Source organism: Bradyrhizobium sp., assembly GCF_035701725.1.
Taxonomy (GTDB): Bacteria; Pseudomonadota; Alphaproteobacteria; order Rhizobiales; family Xanthobacteraceae; genus Bradyrhizobium.
This window is the reverse complement of the sequence record NZ_DASSRP010000262.1, coordinates 1-15,414: the sequence shown is the minus strand read 5'-3', so window position 1 is coordinate 15,414 and position 15,414 is coordinate 1. Positions and strand designations below refer to the sequence as shown.

Sequence of the window (15,414 nt, the reverse complement as noted above, 5' to 3'; positions counted from 1 at the left end):
CCGGAAGATCCCGCAACCGGCAGCGCGAATGTCGCATTGATCGGCTTGCTCGCAAAACTGCGGCCGGATCGTGAGCTGTATATGGCGAAGACGATTGCGCAAGGCGTCGAGATGGGCCGCCCCAGTCTGCTGAAAGCCGAGGCCGAAAAGACGGCTGGCGTCGTGACCGCAACCTATATCGGCGGGGCTTGCGTGCCTGTGATGTCGGGAACGATCGATCTACTTTAGTGCAGACAATTGGAGAGAGCCCTCACCACTCTTCTGGACAGGGATCGACAATCTTCCAGAGCTCGGCCCCGTTCTTGATCTTTTTCATCTCGGTGGTGAGACCGCCGTTGCGCCGGATCCAGTCCTTCACTGTGTCCGGATAATAGGACATCAGATCGGACGTTCCCTCGGCGCTGGTGACCTTGATGCCGAAGGTGAAGGCCTTGTCGTAATAGGCTTGGTGGAAGCCAACGCTGGCGCGCGGGGTTACGCAGATCTTGTTCAAGGGCACGATGCCGAACACGAGGGTGCAGGCGGAATTGCAGATGCCGTCGATGATCACCCGCTCATGGCTGTCGCGAATGCGCGCATACTTTGCCTTGTATTCTTCGACATAGCCGCCGTGGTCGCGCGTGATGTGCAGCACCGCGCGCGCGGGGCTTGCGGCCATCAACGGGATCAAGATCAGGGCAAGAAGCGTGATGCGCATGACGATACGGATGGCGGAATCGTGGTCTAGCGGTTCAGCGGAATGAGAGATTATGACTCTGGCGAGACTGTGTTTGAAAATCGTTAAGCATGGCGAAGTGGTCGAAATTCGGGCCTCAATGGTCATTTTCCCGGAATTTGCCCGATTTCCGCGGGTGGCTGGGCACCCGGCAAACCTGTTGAGCGGGTGCGGCCTGGCTTTGCGAGAGCGCAGGGGGGAGCCGGCACCGGCGATGGACCCTCTGCCCCGCCTCTAGGACGGGAACCGGGTTTGGCCTAAACTGGCTCCGTTCGCCTCCTTCGGAGATTCCTGATGCCTTCCCGAAAATTCGCCCTCACCGCGGCCGCGCTGGCTGCGCTCGCCATGGCCATGAGCCCGGCTCAGGCCCGCCGTCATCACCATCACCACTGGCACGGCCATGCTTACGGTCTGCCGTATCCGATCAGCTACAGCCACAATTATGGTCCAGGCCCCGAGCCGGGCACCTTCGCTTACTACGATGGCCCGTCGAACAATTTCTGCAATCAGGGCGCTGCGGCCTACCACGCGCAGGGCGGCCGTTATCCCTGCTTCTGATCGCTCGCGGGCATCCGCCTCGAAAGCGGCCGCCGCTGCAGCGGGGCCGCTGGCCCCGCCCCTGCAAGTCTGATAATCGGACACACAAGCGCTCGTAGCTCAGCTGGATAGAGCATCGGATTTCGATTCCGAGGGTCGGGAGTTCGAATCTCTCCGAGCGCGCCAAAGAGAGCAAAAGCTTGGATCAGAACCTTTCGTGCTTGCCGCGCGACTTTACTCGCTCTCATATACTCCCGACATTTGACGACCCTGGTTCTTGGTCTTGCAGCCGGCGGTCGCATCCGCGGTCTGGATCTGAACATTCGTTGCGCTCGCGGCAAAGGCGCCTACAGCTCCCCTTGCCGGTAACGCCGGTCATACGTGGGGGCGACAAGTCAACATGTGATCGAGTGATGCCGCCTTCGCTTATCGGCCCTACATCTTCGTCCTCATGAAATCGTGAGCTACGGAGATCAAAGTTGCCTGCCGAAAGATTCATTCTCCTGGAAGCGCTGCGGCGGCCTGACGATAGGCGCTATGCCGACGGCGCCCCCAATCGCGATTCACAATCCCCGATATGTTCCCATCACTTTGCGGGCGAGCAAACCGCGCACGGCTGCTAGCACCGGCCGATCGCTGCGTTGACCAATTTTGGCGCATTAAGACACACCCGCGACATGAGTTGTTGCTAATTGCATGCAAGCAAGGAGCAACGCCATGGCCGATGATGATCTCCAGACCCTGATGAACGCGCGCGAGGCGCTTGTCGCGAAACGCCTGACCTGCGCCCAAGCTATCGCGGCTCCCGGCGAAGCCCCTGACAATGCGATCCACGCCATCGTTGAGGTCCAACGTGCGATCGAGGTGATCGACATGGCGATCGAAGAGCTGGAGCAGGCGGAACTCGACAAGGAGCTCGAGGACGACGGGGACGAAGACTGAAAACGGCCGACGGCCCAGGTGGTCGGTGATTAACAGTCTATGAACTGATCATTGGTAGCCTCTGATTGATCGAGGCTGCCATGATCGCCATAAGCAGTTCGAATTCTGAGACCGCGGCAACGCCGGCCAAGACCTTGGCGGGAGGCGCGGCACGTCGTTTCGTTGCCTTGATGGGAGTGCTGGCGCTCGCCTTGGTCGCGTGCACGCCCGAAAGCGAAACGACGGGATCGATCAACAGCTGCGCGAAGGACCTGTTCGCCAACTACAGTCCCAAAGTACTCGATCAGTGCGTCGCGGCTTGCAGGAAATGCGACCACGGCACCATAACCACCTGTACGACGTCATGTACGCTGAAGGGGGCGCACTAAAGCTGCCCGACCTAAGGTTTTGGAGCTTAGCCGCGCGCTCGGCCGGCTGCCCGGCGGATTTCGCCCTAACCTTCGGGATTTGGTCCTGTCGCCCTCGACGGCGGCGGAGCGAAGCTCAGCGGCGCCCCTCCAACTGAAACCGGCCCGAGCGGCTTTGCTAACCGGGCCGCTTTCTTGCGCGCCATCGCCGACAGGCGCGCGCGGCCCCGCATCTGGGGGAGCGAACCGGTCGTTTCCGGAGTCACGGCATTCTGCAGCGTGTCGACCTTCGCAGCCAGCACATAGAGTTGAGTAGAGAGCTTTCTGACGTCACTTTGCTGAGCCGCCAGGCCCTGCTTGAGTGAATCGAGCGTGGCAGCGCCGCGCTGCAACAGGATGGTGTTCTGCTGGAGCGAGGCGCCAGTTTCCTGCAGCGCCGCCAAATATTGCTGGTGAGAGGATTGGATGTCCTTCAGCGCGGAGGTGACCAGCGGATCCGGAATCGGCGCCGACGCATGCGGGAGCAGTTCGGCCAGACTTGCAAAGTTCGGCGAGGCAATATCGAAAGACGGCAGCGTGTATATGGCCGCCGCACCGTTCAGAAGCAAAGCGAACAATGCAAACATCAGAACCGGTTTGCGCGATGGTCCGCCGTGCGCCACGAACTTGAGCTGTTTCCACCTCGCCGGCGTCTCTGCCTCTGATTGCGTTCCCGGCACGCTGGTCACCTGCATCAGCCTCAGATCGGTCAACGTCAGAGCCGTGACATGAGCACTTCAGACAGCTCCATGGCACGACTGCCCACCCAAAATCGGCCGAGATCATGGACTGTTAGGGTTAATTCCCCGTTAGCGGCTCCCACCTAGCTGCCCCGTCCGAACAGGCGCCTAAGCACTCCTGTCGTGCCATCCTCATTCGGCCCGGCTGACCGAGGGCAACGCAAACAGAGCCCCGCCTCGGCGCTTTGGTTGACGATGCGCTGAATCAAATAACTTTTAAGATCTGTGGGCGGAATTTCGCTGCTAGCCTGCGGTGTTATATTAGCCCGACACCCCCGGGGAGGAACGCATGACAAAACTTGGTATTTTCGGCGCTGCGGCCATCTTTCTATCGATGCTGACTGCTCCTGCGATGGCTCGACACATCGTCTCGACCCCTGCCCATCCGGGCCAGAGCCTTTTTTGTGCAACCCGGGAGCCAGGAAACCCTCACAGCAAGTACTGTGACTACGTCGCCTGGAGCAAATGGCGGCAGCGCGGGGCTTGGGACAGCTCGCTCGATAATGCCTGCTTGCACAATCCGGCTTTTGTGCCGGGCGAGTGCAGCTTCAATCAGCAGGGACAACCATTGTTCGGGGCGCCGACGAGGTGGTGATTTGGTGCGTCTGCGCGGCGGCTTCTCGCGCAGACCCGGCTAACGCAGACACGAGAACGGTCAGCCTGCGAACGTCAGGGGATGTCGATACAGCCCGGGCCGTAGCCCCCATGCTATAGGATAGCCTGATCCCGGAGCAGTCGAATGGATTGAAGGTGACCGTCGGTGGCGAAACGTCACGCCGGACGGCAGCATCCACACCGTCGGCGCCGGCATCGGGATGTCGCTCACCGCTGAGGGACGCTTGTCCGGAAACACCGGTTCCGGGACCTATGACCGGTCCGACGGCTGTTCGGGCACCTGGATCGAGGTCAAGCAGCGCCAACGCCGCTGACAAAGCCAAGTCCTCACCAGATATTGCCGAAAAAGCTGAAGGACGGCTGCTGTGCAACCAGAATACGCCGTGGCGGGGCATAATTTCTGGCTACCGACTTCCGCTTGCGCTTCGGCTCCGCATGCACCGGATTGGCTTGGGCGAAAGCCTCGCGTACTTCGGCCTTCAGCGGCGGCGCGGCCACCTTTGGCGGCGTTGGGGGAGCCACTTGCGCCATCAAGGAAGCCGGCGCAGGAGTTGGCGCAACTGTGGGACGCGAGGTATCGAAGACCACGCGTTCGGGCAATTTTCTGTCGGAATGAATCCGTATGACCGAACGATCGGTAGAGTCGGCGGAACGGATCGCCTCGTTCACCGGATAGGCCGGCAGGCAGGCATTTGCGATCAACAGAAGCGCAAGCAGGGCGCCGCCGACATAAACAAAATAACGCATCAGCGGCATTTGGTTGTGCTCCATCCCGCACGGCAACACGGATTCATGGCCCAACCGGCGATCACTTTATTTGTTCCAGATCGACGGAAAAGGTTCGGCGAGACCACGCCGTTTTGTACGGTTTTGAAGGGCGATTGTAAGGCGGCGCTAGGCTAAATGTGGCTGGCGGCAACCAGCGAGCACTTCGCCTTGGTGGCATTCACATTGACGAAGCCGACATGCAGCCGCGCGAAGGTCTTGCGGCTCTTCATATTGACGACATCGGGTAGCATCCGAGAGCGGCTGGTGACATAGCTGCCGTCAGGCCGCTGGAAGGCACAGGAAATATCAATGTCCCTGACCGTGTAACTATTATCGTTGCGCAGCGTCATCGTGACCAGCGCATTGGAGCCAAGGCCTCCCCGGTGCCAGGATTGCGACGCGATCTTCAGGCGGTCGACCGGCGCGGGCTGCTCCGGCACGATCGCTTCGGAGACGGAAGGATCGAAAGCAGGCTCCTTCGCCATGCCAATCGTCGCGGCCGACGTCGGCGTTGCAGCGATCGCCGCAGTTGGGCGCACGGGCTTGTTTGCCATGGCATGCCAAGCCTCGCTCGCCAGCAACGAGCTTGCTGCCGCCAAAATCACGGCGATCGGCAGCCAGCCAATTGCTGTCCTGAGACGACCCGCAGGCATATCGTCAGCGCGATCTGAATAATGTCCCCAAGACAAACTGACACGTCGGGTGATTCCGGTCGAATCAATATTGAGGAATCCATCGCTCATTGTCGCGCCACCAGTGGGGCCAACTTCCTCGCAAGGATCACAACTCACAAAGCCGAAATTGGTTGCATCAATGCGTGACATATCGGACACGGAGTGGCATTGCGGTCGGCCACCCGGGGTAGCCACGCGGCGCCCTCACCGCTAAAACTGCGATCTGCGTTGCCCTCGGCGACCCAAAAGCCAATCATCTGGAGAAGCAGTATGCCGGTAGTGACCTGGGACCACGTTCACCTGCGCAGTCCCGATCCGGAGGCGACTGCCGCCTGGCTCGAAGACGTTCTCGGCGGCGAAATCATTCGTGGCCCTGGCCGCATCGACGTCAAACTCGGGGGCGCCATGGTCTTCATTGCCCCGGTCACATCAGGCGACGGCGTCAATTCGCCTCCGGTCACCCCCTATCAGGGGCTCGACCATTTCGGGCTGACCGTCAAGGACATCGATGCCGTTGCTGCCGAAATCAAGGCGAAGGGCGTCGAGTTCACCAAGGAGCCCCACACCATTCGGCCGGGCGTGCGCATCTGCTTCATCCGCGGCCCCCAGGGCATTTCGATCGAATTGCTCGAGCGCGACAAGAAATACGCATAAAGCTTGAGCAAACTGGCGATGTTGACGGTCAACCTGCCGCGTTGACGGCGGCCGTCGCGCTTTGGCATAACGGGCCGGTTTCAGGGGATCCGGCGCTAATCGCCATGAAAAATGGGCTCTATTCGATCCATGTCGTCCTTCAGGACGGCCGCTCCGGCAAGGGTAGCGGCGTTGTGCTGTTTCGCGACGGCAAGATTCTCGGCGGCGATGCCTTCCTGTTCTATGTCGGCACCTACACCGTGAGGGAAAATACCTTCAAGGGTGAAATTCTGGTTCAGCGCCACACGCCGAGCCCTGACATCACGCCGTTATTTGGCGGGCCGGACCCGGTCGGCATCGGCGTCTCCGGGACCTTCACCGATACCGCCGCCGAGATGAGCGGCACGGCGCTGGTCGGCAAGGCTAGCCAGATCTTTACCGCCACGCTTCGCAAGCTGGCTGAGAGCAACTAAGCCAATCAAGCCACCGACGCTTTTGCCCCGACCGGGAGCTGCTCCAACGGCGCCACCCGCGGCAACACGATCCGGACGCGCGTGCCGCGCCCCGGTTCGGAATCCAGGTCGAGATGGCCGCCGAGGCGGCTGGTGACGATGCTGTACACGATGTGGAGGCCGAGGCCCGTGCCGCCCTGATCGCGACGGGTGGTGAAGAATGGATCGAACGCGCGCCGCCGCACATCCAGGCTCATGCCGCATCCGTCGTCGGCAAACACGATCTCGACCTGATCCGTCCCCGCCGCCCGCACCTTGATATCGACGGTTCCTGCGCGGCCATCCGGAAACGCATGCGCCACCGAATTGAGGAAGAGGTTCGTGAGCACCTGCCCGTAGGGGCCCGGATAGGAGTTCATCGCCAGATTTGGCTCGCATTCCACATTGAGCGAAAGCCCGTGCTTGCGCAGCCCCGGCCGCAAGCTCATCACCACCTGCTCGGTCAGATCGCCGAGGTCAAACATCCGCTGGTCCGAGTAGTTGCGGTCGGCCGCGACCTGTTTGAATGAGGTGATCAGCTCCGCCGCGCGATTGAGGTTGGCAACCAGCTGACCCGACGCGTCGCGCGTCGCGTCCAGGAAATCGGTCAGGCTTGAGCGGCGCAGATCGCCGCGCGCGACCTCGGCCGCGAAAGACGCAGCCTTGCGCTCCAGCGAAGAGGCCACCGTCAGGCTGATGCCGACCGGATTATTGACTTCATGGGCGACCCCGGCCACGAGCCGGCCCAGCGCGGCGAGCTTTTCGGCTTCAATCAGCGAATTCTGGGTTTCGCGCAGATTGCGCAGTGCGGCTTCGGCCGCGTCCTTGGCCTCGCGCATTTCCTGTTCGCTGCGCTTGCGCTCGCCGATGTCGAGCGCAACCGTCACGATGCTTTCCACGTGGCCGTCGGCGTCGAGCAGCGGCAGCTTGTTGACGAGCCAGTGTCGAAGATGGCCGGACGAATCCCGGTATTCATCCTCGTAGAAGCCGAGCTCCCTGGCAGTCGCCAGCACCCGCCTGTCGTTTTCATCGGTCTTCTGGGCGCCATAACGCGACATCAGGTCGGTTGTCGTCCGGCCGATTGATTCCTGTGGCTCGATGCCGAAAACGCCGGCCATGTAGCGGTTCATGAGGACATAGCGCAGCTCCTTGTCCTTGACGTTGATCACCGCCGGAACGGTGTCGATCACGAGCTGCAACAGCCGCCGACCTTCAGCGATCGCTTCCTCGGCGCGCCTCTGATCGGTGATGTCGCGCACAGTTCCTTCGTAGCGCACGATAGTGCCGCTTTCGTCGCGCACGGCCCCGGCACTATCGGAGAGCCACAAAATCGAACCGTCGCGGCGGCGGACCTGATATTCGAAATCGCGCACCATGCCATCGCGCTGCATCAGTTCCTGATATAGGGCACGGGCCGCGGCATCGACGTAGACGCCATGGGAAATGTCGCTGATGCCGCGAATGAGCGCTTCCGGCGAGCCATAGCCCATCATCCGCGCCAGCGCCGGATTGGCGTTCAGAATCTCTCCGCCCGGCGTCGTCACGTAGATCCCTTCGACCGAGCTTTCGAACAGCTTGCGATAGCTTTCCTCGGCCAGGCGCTGTTCGGCGAGCGCCCGGATCGCCGCCTCGCGCGCCGCATCGGCGTCGACCAGCGAGCGGCGAAATACTTCCGCAGCCCGCGCAATGTCGCCGATCTCGTTTTGAACCTCGGTTGCCGGAATCGCCGTATCCTTCTCGCCGCCGGCCAGCGCGCGGATCGAGGTGGCGATTGCCTTGAGCGGCCGGACCGTTTGCCGCACCACGAACAAAGCGGCTGCCAGGCCGATCAGTACGCCGGCGAATCCAAGCAGGATGCTTTGCCATTTGTCGCTAGCAAGCGTGCGGGCGAAGTCGCGCGCCAGCACCCGCCCTCGCCTGTCGCCGAGGTCGCGCAACAGATCGGTCACCCGGCTGATCATCTGGCCTTCCGTGCCGAGCACCTCCCGGTCGAGCTGGGCGATCTGGCCTTCCGTGCCGGATATCGCAAGGACAGCGTCGGCATAAGCGTCCGTCGCAGCACGAAGCGCGGCATCATCGATGACGACCGATTTCAGGGCGCGCGCCGCGACCTGCGTCGCCGTCAGATCATGCGCCAGCAGCGCCCCCGCAAGCCGGTTTTGCGCTCGAAACAGATCGCGCGCGGTGGCTCGCTCGGGAATATCCGAGACCGCCTGTTCGAACCTGGCACGGGCCGGCGGCACGGCGGCAACCAGTTCGGCGCGGCGCGAGATCAAGGCGGTGATCCGCTCGATGCCCTCCTGATAATTGGCGAGGCGCTGCGAGACGCCGTCGATCATCTCCTGCTGCTCCGGGGCAAGCCGAAGCCGCGTGTTCTTCAATAGGGTGCTCAGTGAGCTGGCGGCCTCCTTGACGCGGGCCGACGGCACGGCCTGATCGGTCACGAAGTCACGCGCCGCCAAGCGCAATTCTTTGGTCCGACGGTCGATCTCCTCGGCCGCTTCGCCCAGGCCCTGCAGATGCTGCAATTCCGCGAAGGTCGTGTCGATGTGGCGGATGGCGACGACGCTTGCGATGCTCGTCATCGCGATCATGGCGAGCAAAAGTGCGAAACTGCCGAAGGTCAGCTGTCCGATCGAGAATGAAACCGACTTTGTCCGTCTAACCATCGCAGCAAAGGTGCTCTAAGCGCCGGCAAAATACCGGGGTAACGCCCCTCTTTATGACGATTTCACGCCCCCGGGGAAACCGGCTATTTCACACTTCGGCCAGGAATCTAGTCGGCGGGAATGCCGGCATCTTTCACGACCTTGGCCCAAAGGGCGATGTCGGACTTGATAGTGGCGGCGAATTCGCCAAGTGGCGCGCTTTTCGCCGAACAACCCGCCAAATCGAGCTTCTGGCGGACCGCTGGAGCGGCCACCGCCGCCTCTAACGCCTGACTGATTTTCGCAATGATCAGCTGGGGCGTTTTGACGGGTACGACGATGCCAAACCAGGGCGTCACCTGCGCCTCGGCGAACCCCTGCTCGGCCATGGTCGGCACATCCGGGAAGTATTTCGAGCGGCCATCGCTGATGGAAGCGATGATGCGGATATTGCCGCTTTGCGTCAGCGCCAACGCCTGGTTGGTCGAGAAAAACGAAGAGTTGAGCAGGCCGGTTGCGATATCCGCCGTCATCTGCGGATAACCGCGATAGCCGATCGGATTGACCTCGATGCCTGCCAAGCGCTTGAACAGCTCGAAGCCGAGATGGCCGGTCGACCCTTTGCCGGGGTGGCCGTAGTTCAAGAACCCGGGTTTGGACTTGGCCAGCGCAATGAATTCGGCGACGTTTTTCACGGGCAAGGAAGCCGGAACGATGAACACGTTCGGCGCCTGGCAGATCATCCCGACGGGGGCGAAGTCCCGAATTGGGTCCCAGCGCATCACAAGATTGAGGGACGGGCTGGTCGTGAAAAACGTTGTCACGAGCAGCCAAGTATAGCCATCGCCTTCCGCGCGGGCGACATCCTCGGCCGCGATCGAACCGTTGGCGCCGGACTTCGATTCCATGATGATCGAAGCCTTCCACTGCTCGGCCATGTGCTGGGTGACAATACGGCCGAAAACGTCGGCGACGCTGCCGACCGAATAGGGATTGACCACGCGTATTGGGCGGTTCGGAAAGCTCTCTTGCGCGCTCGCCACAGCGACTGGCAGCGCCGCCAACAACCAAGTCACACATGGCCAAGTCACACAAAGCCATGCCGCCAACACTGCGCCGAGGCGTTTGGTCATCGGGGCCGCGCCTCCTGCCCTGCCTACGGCTCTTAAAGCCGCTTGCGGTCAGGATGCCGACAATTGCCGCGACGGGCAAGCTTTGGCTCAGGTGGAACCTGCCGCCGGCCGGCGCGCAGGAATCGTCATCGCAGCGACGCCGATGACGACGCAGCCAAGCCCGATCCAGGCGGTCGGTGACAGCGTCTCTCCAAGTAGCAGCACGCCCAGCGCGACGCCGATCGGCACACGCAAATAGGCCTGCGCGGTGGTGCCGACCGAACCGAGCGTCTGGATCAGGCGGAAGTAGATCACGAAGGCGATGGCGGTCGAAAATATCGCCAGCCCCAACAGCGCCAGTAGCGAGGCGGTCGACGGCATGATCGTCCACGGCCGCTCCACGACCAGACTGATCGGCAACAGCGCGGCCGCGCCACACAAGAGCGAACCGGCCGCCGGCGCCATCGGATCGAGCCCCTTGAAGCCGCGGCTGAACACCGCGCCACCCGCGTAGCAGACAGTCGCGATGACGATGGCGATCTGCGCGATGAGCTGCTCGCCGAGCCCGTGCAGCGCCTGGACGCCGATGATCAGGCAAATCCCGGCCATGCCCGCCACCACGCCGAACAACTTGCGGAAGGTCGGCCGGTCCTGCTGCGCGATTGCCAGCGTCAGGAAGAACGTGAAGATCGGCGAGGTCGAATTGAGGATGGTCGCAAGCCCGGCATCGACCGAGCGCTCGGCCCAGGCGATCAACGTCCACGGTATGACGCTGTTCAGACAGGCCTGAAACAGGAAACGCCGCCAGGTCGCGGCATCCGCTGGCAATCGTACCCCTCGCCATTGCATGATCAGAAGCAGCAACAGTCCTGCAATCAGCGTCCGCCCCGCGATCAGCGTGACCGGCGGAATGGTGGCGACGCCGAGCTTGATGAAGGTGTACGAGCCGCCCCAGAGTGTCGCAAGCAGCACCAGCAGCGCGAGCTCGATGCCCAGTACCGGCTCGCTTTCCTCGATCGTTGTCACGTCGGTCACAGCGGGAGCTCCGTTCGATGTCAGAGCAAAGGCCGTAGCCGAGTGGCGGAAGGTGATGCTTCGGTATCGGTCGAATGATGCGCTTCGCCCTCACATCTCGAACAATTCGCCGTCGTAGCCGGCTTCAAGCGGAATGCGAAGCTGACGGCCGCCATTGATCCGCGTCAGCTCGGGCATCACCGTGACGACGGTGCTCCTTTTCGCGTGTTCGATCGCCGCGCGCACGTCAGGCTGTTTGCCGAGCTTGATCAAATTGCGGGTGGTTGGAAACGGCAGCTTGAAGCGGCCGCTCTGCCCGCCCGCCACCGCCTCGCGCGGCGACAGCCACAGCGAGTCGGTCGATTCCCGGCCGTCATGCGCGCCGAGCTGGCCGAGCGGCGCAGCCGCCAGGAAGAACCAGGTGTCGTAGCGCTTGGGCATGGCTTCCGGCGTGATCCAGCGCGCATACGGCACAAGCTGATCGAGCGCGAGCACCATGCCGCTTTCGGTCAGGACGTCGAGAAACGTCGTCTTGCGCTCGGTGAGCGCGGCGCGATGGCTGGCTTCGATCCGAGCCGCCTGTTCCGCATCGATGAGTTCGCGCGAGCCGCGCGGCCGCGCCAACAGAATGCCGCTTTCCTCGAAGGTTTCGCGGATCGCCGCGATCTTGAAGCTCAATGCATCGGCATCGCCGCCCTCACCACCGGCGTAGAGTTCGCGCCGCGCGATGATATCGCGGTCGGCGGCGTCGACGCTGCCGCCGGGAAACACCAGCGCACCGGAGGAGAACTCGATCTCGTGATGGCGCACCATCATGAAGACCTCGATTTCCCCGCTGCGACCCTTGTCGTCGGCTTCGCCATCGCGCAGCAGCAGGATCGTCGAGGCCGGACGCGCGGCAGCGGTTTCAGCCACCAAGCTAACCCGCGGCGCTCGACTGCGGCTGTAATTGCGCGCGGCGATCGACACGTGCGACGCGCGACAACAGATAGTCGACTTCCGACTTGGCGGTCGCCGAAATGCTCGAACCCGGCTTGCGCTGGGCGCTGGAGGCGATGATGCCGCGCTTTTGCAGCACGTGTTTGCGCACGGCAAGGCCGATCGCCGGCTGCTGCTCATAGCGGATCAACGGCAGATGCGCATCAAACAGATCGTGCGCGGCATCACGCTTGCCTTGCTTCGACAGATTCACAACATCGATCAGCATTTCCGGGAAGGCATAACCGGTCATCGCGCCGTCCGCGCCGCGCTCCATCTCGAAATCGAGGAAGGTGGCGCCGTTACCGGTGAGGATCGAGAGCGGTCGCAGCGAGCCATCCTTCTGGAAACCACGGAGCGTGGAAATCTTCTCCAGCCCCGGCCAGTCCTCGTGCTTGAGCATCACGCAGGAGGGGTTGTCCATCACGATCTTGCGGATCACGCCAGGGGTGAAGATCACGTTCAGCGTCAACGGATAGTCCTGCAGACACCAGGGAATGTCGGTTCCGATCGCCTCCACCGCCTGCTTGAAATAGCCCGTGATCTGGTCGTCGGTGCGCAGGTTGGGCGTCGGCGCGATCATGACGCCGGCGGCGCCCGCGTCCATCGAGGCACGTGCGAGCGAACGCATCGCGGCAAATCCGGGTGCGGACACGCCGACAATGACCTGCATGTTCTTGGCACGCTTGATGAAGCGTTTCGCCACTTCCTCGGACTCAGCTCCCTCGAGCTTCGGCGCTTCGCCCATGATGCCGAGCACGGTGACGCCGTCGCAGCCGATCTCGGCGTAAAAATCGGTCAGGCGGTCGATCGATTTTTCGTCGATCCGGCCATCGTCGTGAAACGGCGTCGGCGCGATCGCGAAGGTGCCTTTGGCTTCGTGGGTGAGTTTTGTCATTGTTTGCCTCTGGTTCGTTTATCCCGTCGTTCCGGGGCAATCCGAAGGATTGAACCCGGAACCTCGAGCGCCGGGTCCGATGCCTTGCATCGCCCCGGAATGACGTTGTCAATCAGGTCTTCCGCAGCGATTTCTTTAAATCTTCCTCGGAGAAGAAAATCTCCTTCGCATGGGTCACAATATCCTGGGCTTTCCAGCCATTGGACGGCGGCTTCCAGCCTTCCATCTCCATCATCCGCATTTCGCGCACGCCGCGCGGTCCCGACACGCCAAGGGTCTTGCCGGTCTGGTCGCCCGAGAGATCGCTGACCATGTATAGCACGGCCGGCGCCACGCCATCAGGCGTCAGCGCCGCACTTGGGTTTTCCTTGTAGCGCGCCAGATCCTCGGTCATCCGGGTCATCGCCGCCGGCGCCAAGGTCCAGACCCGGATGTTGTATTTGCGTCCCTCGATCGTGAGCACGTTCGACAGGCCCCAAATGCCGCCCTTGGCCGCGCCGTAGTTATATTGACCGAAATTGCCGATCAGGCCTGAGGTCGAGGACGTATTGACGATCACGCCGCCGCCATGCTCGCGCATCCATTTGAACACCGGCAAGGTCGTGCAGAACGTGCCTTTCAGATGCACCTTGATGACTTTGTCGAAAGCGGCTTCGGTGGCCTTGGCAAAGCTCTGGTCGAGCAGGATGCCGGCATTGTTGACCAGGATGTCGGCGCGGCCGAAATGCTTGATGGCATCATCGAGCACCGACTGGCCGCCGGCGATGGTCGAAATATCGGCGCCGTTGGCGACTGCGCGGCCGCCCTCGGCCTTGACCGCGGCAACCACCTTCTCGGCCATCGACAGGTCGGAACCGGAGCCATCCCGGGGACCGCCGAGATCGTTGACCACGACCGCCGCGCCCTCGCGCGCAAACAGCTTGGCATAGGCCTCGCCCAATCCGCCGCCCGCGCCGGTGATCAGCGCCACCTTGCCGTCGAGTAGTCCCATTTCTTCCTCCCTCGCTTGTCCCGGACACGCTGCAGCGTGAAACGCTGCTTCGCAGAGCCGGGACCTAAACATACCGTAGGCCCCGGGATCAGCAGCGCACCGCTCTCGCTCTGCGCCGCGTCCGGGGCATGAGGCCACCTACCCCAACACCGTCTTGCCGCTCCGGATCACGACCGCCTCGCGCGCCTTCACCCGCGCTTCGAAAGAAATCACGTTGCCGTCCTTCCACAGATCGAGCGTCACGGTTTCACCGGGATAGACCGGCGCGGAAAACCGCGCCGCATGCTGCTTGAAAGCGGCCGGATCATAGTCGGCGTAAGTTTGCAGAATGCCACGGCAGGTGATGCCGAAGGTGCACATGCCGTGCAGGATCGGCCGTGAGAAGCCGGCGCGCCGGGCGAATTCGGGATCTGAGTGCAGCGGGTTGCGGTCGCCGCAGAGCCGATAAATCAGCGCCTGATCGGGACGCGTCGAAATGTCGATCGAGCGGTCGGGTGCGCGTGACGGCACCTTGTGCGGCTCGGGCGCGCCGTTGGAGGGTCCGCCAAAGCCGCCATCGCCGCGGGCGAAACGCGAGGCCACCAGGGTGGCGAGTTCCTCGCCTTTCTCGTTCTTGAGCACGGTCTGGTGCCGGATCACCGCGCCCTTATCCTTGCCCTTGTCGAACACGGCGAGTACGCGGGAATCGACCAGGAGCTTTTCAGCGACCGGCAGCGGCCGATGAAAGGTGATGTCGCGTTCGCCATCGACCACCATCACGCGGTTGAGATTCATTTCGCCGGGGCTGGCGCCCCAGGCGGCGACGGAAGCGAAGGTCGGCACAACCTTCAGCGGGCGCGGAACAGCGGCGGCCTCGTTGACGAAGGCAAGCTCCTTCTCATCCATGGGATCGGCGCCCATGCCGATGCCATAGGCGTAAAGCATCACCTCGCGATCGCCGTAGGAAAAGCGCTGATCGAGATTCTTCAGCGCCATCAGCTCTTCGTAGTTGATCGGCATGTGGCCTCACACCGGCGTAAAGAACGGCAGCGGCGGGCCATCGGTTGCCTTGAACACGACCTTCACTTTCGTGCCGATCTTCAGTTTCTCCATGTCGCAATCGACGAAGTTCGTCAGCAGCGACGGCCCTTCCTTCAAGGTGACATAGCCGATCGCATAGGGACCACTGGCGGATTTACGCATCCGGCTGAAGGTGTAGATTGTGCCCTCGCCCGAACTTTCCTCCCACACCGTCTGGTCGGAGAAGCAGAACGGGCAGATCGAGCGCGGGAA

General features: G+C 62.3%; 19 protein-coding genes and 1 tRNA gene. 8 read left to right on the top strand and 12 right to left on the bottom strand.

What is annotated here, in order from left to right:
• Positions 1 to 228 (top strand): PhzF family phenazine biosynthesis protein (locus VFL62_RS15695; RefSeq protein WP_325173298.1); only part of this gene is annotated, 228 nt, incomplete at its 5' end.
• 22 nt (positions 229 to 250) lie between these two features.
• On the opposite strand, the gene VFL62_RS15690 is transcribed toward VFL62_RS15695, so the two are convergent.
• Positions 251 to 697, bottom strand: coding sequence for a hypothetical protein (locus VFL62_RS15690; protein ID WP_325173297.1), 447 nt, complete (start codon positions 695 to 697; stop codon positions 251 to 253).
• 312 nt (positions 698 to 1,009) lie between these two features.
• Between VFL62_RS15690 and VFL62_RS15685 the strand changes: the two genes are divergently transcribed.
• From VFL62_RS15685 to VFL62_RS15670, 4 genes are all read left to right on the top strand, one after another.
• Positions 1,010 to 1,273 (top strand): hypothetical protein, encoded by a 264-nt coding sequence (locus VFL62_RS15685; RefSeq protein WP_325173296.1) that lies wholly within the window; start codon positions 1,010 to 1,012, stop codon positions 1,271 to 1,273.
• Between the two features lie 88 nt (positions 1,274 to 1,361).
• Positions 1,362 to 1,438: transfer RNA gene (locus VFL62_RS15680), tRNA-Arg, on the top strand.
• A gap of 531 nt (positions 1,439 to 1,969) precedes the next feature.
• A complete protein-coding gene (locus VFL62_RS15675; RefSeq protein WP_325173295.1) occupies positions 1,970 to 2,194 on the top strand; it encodes a hypothetical protein in 225 nt (74 codons plus the stop codon).
• Positions 2,195 to 2,274: 80 nt separating this feature from the next.
• Positions 2,275 to 2,562 (top strand): hypothetical protein, encoded by a 288-nt coding sequence (locus VFL62_RS15670; protein ID WP_325173294.1) that lies wholly within the window; start codon positions 2,275 to 2,277, stop codon positions 2,560 to 2,562.
• 65 nt (positions 2,563 to 2,627) lie between these two features.
• On the opposite strand, the gene VFL62_RS15665 is transcribed toward VFL62_RS15670, so the two are convergent.
• A complete protein-coding gene (locus tag VFL62_RS15665; RefSeq protein WP_325173293.1) occupies positions 2,628 to 3,293 on the bottom strand; it encodes a hypothetical protein in 666 nt (221 codons plus the stop codon).
• Between the two features lie 316 nt (positions 3,294 to 3,609).
• On the opposite strand from VFL62_RS15665, the gene VFL62_RS15660 reads away from it, so the two are divergent.
• Positions 3,610 to 3,915, top strand: coding sequence for a hypothetical protein (locus VFL62_RS15660; RefSeq protein ID WP_325173292.1), 306 nt, complete (start codon positions 3,610 to 3,612; stop codon positions 3,913 to 3,915).
• A 347-nt stretch (positions 3,916 to 4,262) separates the two neighbouring features.
• Here VFL62_RS15660 and VFL62_RS15655 read toward each other — a convergent pair whose 3' ends face one another.
• Both VFL62_RS15655 and VFL62_RS15650 read right to left on the bottom strand, forming a co-directional pair.
• Positions 4,263 to 4,691, bottom strand: coding sequence for a hypothetical protein (locus VFL62_RS15655; protein ID WP_325173291.1), 429 nt, complete (start codon positions 4,689 to 4,691; stop codon positions 4,263 to 4,265).
• A gap of 143 nt (positions 4,692 to 4,834) precedes the next feature.
• Positions 4,835 to 5,527, bottom strand: coding sequence for a hypothetical protein (locus tag VFL62_RS15650; protein WP_325173290.1), 693 nt, complete (start codon positions 5,525 to 5,527; stop codon positions 4,835 to 4,837).
• A gap of 120 nt (positions 5,528 to 5,647) precedes the next feature.
• Here VFL62_RS15650 and VFL62_RS15645 point away from each other — a divergent pair, with 120 nt between their 5' ends.
• Together VFL62_RS15645 and VFL62_RS15640 are read left to right on the top strand one after the other, a co-directional pair.
• On the top strand, positions 5,648 to 6,031 hold the full coding sequence (locus VFL62_RS15645; protein WP_325173289.1) for a VOC family protein: 384 nt from the start codon (positions 5,648 to 5,650) through the stop codon (positions 6,029 to 6,031).
• A gap of 104 nt (positions 6,032 to 6,135) precedes the next feature.
• Positions 6,136 to 6,483, top strand: a complete 348-nt coding sequence (locus VFL62_RS15640) for a GrlR family regulatory protein (protein ID WP_325173288.1) — start codon at positions 6,136 to 6,138, stop codon at positions 6,481 to 6,483.
• A gap of 5 nt (positions 6,484 to 6,488) precedes the next feature.
• Here VFL62_RS15640 and VFL62_RS15635 read toward each other — a convergent pair whose 3' ends face one another.
• The 8 genes from VFL62_RS15635 to VFL62_RS15600 all read right to left on the bottom strand — a co-directional run.
• A complete protein-coding gene (locus VFL62_RS15635; protein WP_325173287.1) occupies positions 6,489 to 9,170 on the bottom strand; it encodes a PAS domain S-box protein in 2,682 nt (893 codons plus the stop codon).
• A 107-nt stretch (positions 9,171 to 9,277) separates the two neighbouring features.
• Entirely contained in the window at positions 9,278 to 10,213 is a 936-nt protein-coding gene (locus VFL62_RS15630) for a tripartite tricarboxylate transporter substrate binding protein (RefSeq protein WP_325173286.1), read from the bottom strand.
• Between the two features lie 156 nt (positions 10,214 to 10,369).
• Complete coding sequence (locus VFL62_RS15625; RefSeq protein ID WP_414644736.1) at positions 10,370 to 11,296, bottom strand: DMT family transporter; 927 nt, start codon at positions 11,294 to 11,296, stop codon at positions 10,370 to 10,372.
• 90 nt (positions 11,297 to 11,386) lie between these two features.
• The gene (locus tag VFL62_RS15620; RefSeq protein WP_325173285.1) at positions 11,387 to 12,190 is read right to left on the bottom strand and encodes an NUDIX hydrolase; all 804 of its coding nucleotides are present in this window, start codon (positions 12,188 to 12,190) and stop codon (positions 11,387 to 11,389) included.
• Between the two features lie 4 nt (positions 12,191 to 12,194).
• Entirely contained in the window at positions 12,195 to 13,151 is a 957-nt protein-coding gene (locus VFL62_RS15615) for a dihydrodipicolinate synthase family protein (RefSeq protein ID WP_325173284.1), read from the bottom strand.
• A 112-nt stretch (positions 13,152 to 13,263) separates the two neighbouring features.
• Entirely contained in the window at positions 13,264 to 14,142 is an 879-nt protein-coding gene (locus VFL62_RS15610; RefSeq protein WP_325173283.1) for an SDR family oxidoreductase, read from the bottom strand.
• Positions 14,143 to 14,280: 138 nt separating this feature from the next.
• On the bottom strand, positions 14,281 to 15,141 hold the full coding sequence (locus tag VFL62_RS15605) for a MaoC/PaaZ C-terminal domain-containing protein (protein WP_325173282.1): 861 nt from the start codon (positions 15,139 to 15,141) through the stop codon (positions 14,281 to 14,283).
• A 6-nt stretch (positions 15,142 to 15,147) separates the two neighbouring features.
• A partial coding sequence (locus tag VFL62_RS15600; RefSeq protein ID WP_325173281.1) for an OB-fold domain-containing protein occupies positions 15,148 to 15,414 on the bottom strand: 267 nt, incomplete at its 5' end.

Excerpts from the sequence above, each read along its gene's own strand:
- VFL62_RS15675 (WP_325173295.1), top strand. The coding sequence starts at position 1,970 with ATGGCCGATGATGATCTCCAGACCCTGATGAACGCGCGCGAGGCGCTT.
- VFL62_RS15690 (WP_325173297.1), bottom strand. The coding sequence starts at position 697 with ATGCGCATCACGCTTCTTGCCCTGATCTTGATCCCGTTGATGGCCGCA.
- VFL62_RS15645 (WP_325173289.1), top strand. The coding sequence starts at position 5,648 with ATGCCGGTAGTGACCTGGGACCACGTTCACCTGCGCAGTCCCGATCCG.
- VFL62_RS15660 (WP_325173292.1), top strand. The coding sequence starts at position 3,610 with ATGACAAAACTTGGTATTTTCGGCGCTGCGGCCATCTTTCTATCGATG.
- VFL62_RS15640 (WP_325173288.1), top strand. The coding sequence starts at position 6,136 with ATGAAAAATGGGCTCTATTCGATCCATGTCGTCCTTCAGGACGGCCGC.
- VFL62_RS15610 (WP_325173283.1), bottom strand. The coding sequence starts at position 14,142 with ATGGGACTACTCGACGGCAAGGTGGCGCTGATCACCGGCGCGGGCGGC.
- VFL62_RS15685 (WP_325173296.1), top strand. The coding sequence starts at position 1,010 with ATGCCTTCCCGAAAATTCGCCCTCACCGCGGCCGCGCTGGCTGCGCTC.
- VFL62_RS15605 (WP_325173282.1), bottom strand. The coding sequence starts at position 15,141 with ATGCCGATCAACTACGAAGAGCTGATGGCGCTGAAGAATCTCGATCAG.
- VFL62_RS15655 (WP_325173291.1), bottom strand. The coding sequence starts at position 4,691 with ATGCCGCTGATGCGTTATTTTGTTTATGTCGGCGGCGCCCTGCTTGCG.
- VFL62_RS15670 (WP_325173294.1), top strand. The coding sequence starts at position 2,275 with ATGATCGCCATAAGCAGTTCGAATTCTGAGACCGCGGCAACGCCGGCC.
- VFL62_RS15650 (WP_325173290.1), bottom strand. The coding sequence starts at position 5,527 with ATGTCACGCATTGATGCAACCAATTTCGGCTTTGTGAGTTGTGATCCT.
- VFL62_RS15635 (WP_325173287.1), bottom strand. The coding sequence starts at position 9,170 with ATGGTTAGACGGACAAAGTCGGTTTCATTCTCGATCGGACAGCTGACC.
- VFL62_RS15615 (WP_325173284.1), bottom strand. The coding sequence starts at position 13,151 with ATGACAAAACTCACCCACGAAGCCAAAGGCACCTTCGCGATCGCGCCG.